This window comes from Clostridium sp. 1001275B_160808_H3 (assembly GCF_015550425.1).
In the GTDB taxonomy this organism is placed as follows: domain Bacteria; phylum Bacillota; class Clostridia; order Clostridiales; family Clostridiaceae; genus Clostridium.
Genome location: NZ_JADNAT010000050.1, coordinates 1 through 2448, shown reverse-complemented (window position 1 = coordinate 2448; position 2448 = coordinate 1). Strand labels below are relative to the sequence as shown.

At 28.7% G+C, this 2448-nt stretch carries 2 protein-coding genes; both read left to right on the top strand.

What is annotated here, in order from left to right:
- Positions 1-135: 135 nt before the first annotated feature.
- Positions 136-984, top strand: a complete 849-nt coding sequence (locus I2A75_RS17800; RefSeq protein WP_195266934.1) for a tyrosine-type recombinase/integrase — start codon at positions 136-138, stop codon at positions 982-984.
- Positions 985-988: 4 nt separating this feature from the next.
- Positions 989-2143: an IS91 family transposase gene (locus tag I2A75_RS17795; RefSeq protein ID WP_195266933.1), complete on the top strand. Its 1155-nt coding sequence runs from the start codon at positions 989-991 to the stop codon at positions 2141-2143.
- Positions 2144-2448 lie beyond the last annotated feature (305 nt).

Here is a 2448-nt window from a genome sequence, read left to right as displayed (position 1 = left end):
AGAACTAAATCGCTAAAAGCGACGGCAGATGGCAGTGATTAAACTTAATTTTATATGGAAAAAATAAGAAGTGAAGTTTCTTTCTCAAGGAAGCTTCACTTCTCACATTTTATACACCTTTTAAGGAGTGATAAAATGTATCAAAAAATTGAAAAAATGATTAAGGATTTAGAACTTCGTGGTCGTAGTAAAGATACTATTAAAAATATGGTCTGTACTATGAGATGTTTTTCTAAATTCTATAATCAATCACCTGAAATGTTAGGTGAAAAGGAAATTATCCAATATCTAGATTATTGCATTAATGTTAGAAAATTATGCAGAGGGACTGTAAATTATATCAATAGTACTCTAAAATTCTTTTATGTTGTGACACTTGAAAGATCCTGGAGTGATTTAAGAGTTCCAAGACTTAGATATGATAAAAATTTACCTAATTATTTAACTAAGAAAGAAGTAAAACTTTTATTGGAATCTACTACTTATTTAAAGCATAAAGCAATATTATCAACCATATATTCTGCCGGCTTACGCGTTAGCGAAGTTATAAATTTAAGAATATCTGATATTATAAGTGCTGAAATGAAAATTAGAGTTAGAAATGGCAAACGAAACAAAGAAAGATATACTTTATTATCACAGAAAAACTTAGAGTTATTAAGACTGTATTGGAAGAAGTTTGGATATAAAAATTACTCTCCTAATGATTACTTATTTATATCAAGACAAACAAAGAAAAAGCTAACTAGTCGTGGAGTTCAAAGTGCAATTGAAAAAGCTGTGAAAAATTCAGGAATAAGTAAAAAAGCTACTCCACATACTTTAAGACATTCTTTCGCCACCCATCTAATGAATGATGGTGTTGATTTAGTAATTATCCAAGCGTTAATGGGACATTCAAATATGAAAACAACCTCAATATATTTACATGTAAGAGATTATAAAACATTAAATATAAAGAATCCATTAGATACATTGGAGTAGTTTCATGAATTCACTTCAACATATTATGGAATTACACGGTGAATCTTATACTAAATCAAAAAAATTACCATCTAATATTCTAAAAGCATTATATTCTATTAAAGATTGTAGAACTGCTGCGCTTGGCGGCCATGTATATGAGTGCGACCAGTGCGGAGAAACAAAGGTTTCCTATAATTCTTGTAGAAATCGTCATTGCCCTAAGTGTCAGTCTTATGCTAAAGAAATATGGATTTATGAGAGAAGTCAATCGTTGTTACCAACTCACTATTTTCATATTGTTTTTACTATACCAGAACAATTAAATTCTTTAACTTTATTTAATCAAAAAGAAATGTATTCTATCCTTTTTTCAGCTGTTTCCGAAACTTTGCTAGAATTAGCAAAGGATAAGAAATATTTAAATGCTGATATAGGATTTACAACAATTTTGCATACTTGGGGTCAAAACTTAATGTTTCATCCTCATATACATTGTATAGTACCCGGTGGGGGATTAAGTACAGACAACAGTAAATGGATAAAGTCAAAGAAGAAATTCTTTATTCCTGTGAAGGTGCTTTCAAGAAAATTTAGAGGAAAATATTTATTTTATTTAAATGAACTTTACAAAAATAATAAGATGAAATTTCCAAACAGTATTAAAGAATTTCAATTTAAAGAAGTCTTTAATGTATTTAAAGATAATTTATACAAAAAAGAATGGATTGTTTATAGTAAAGCACCTTTCAGTAGTGCGGAATATGTATTGCAATATTTAGGTAGATACACTCATAGAGTAGCAATATCAGATAATAGAATTATTAAAGTTGATGAAGAAAAAGTTATATTTAAGTGGAGAGATTATAGAGATAAAAATAAAGAAAAAGTAATGACCTTAAAACCAGAAGAATTTATCAGAAGATTTTCAATGCATGTATTACCAGATAGATTTGTAAAAATAAGACATTACGGTATTCTAGGAAATAGAAATAAAAAACTAAAATTTAAGCGCTGCATAGAGATCTTTAGGATTAAACCAAAAGATTTTGAGAATCTATCGTCAGCGGAGCTATTTTTTAAATTAACAGGAATAAATATAGGTAAGTGTAGTAAATGTGAGAATGGAAATTTAATAAAAATAGAGAAAATCATGCCCAGAAGTGCTTCCCCACCATAAATAAAAGTAAAAGTAAATAAGCACTTGATTATGGGGAGGGGGATGCTATATACTAAAATAAGATATAACCTTAATTTTCCAAATACGAACTACAGAATATTAAGTGAATTATATAAATTATAAATTTAAAACATGGTCGTGAATTTTTGAATCCCCATACGGGGCGGCAGCTTTTAGCGACTTCGTTCTAGTAATTGATTGCGATATTGAGATGCATATATTTAACTTTAACCAAGTTTAAACCACTTGTAAATGCTTATATATATGCTATTTTTTTAACTCAACATCGCAATCAAGCCAACTCA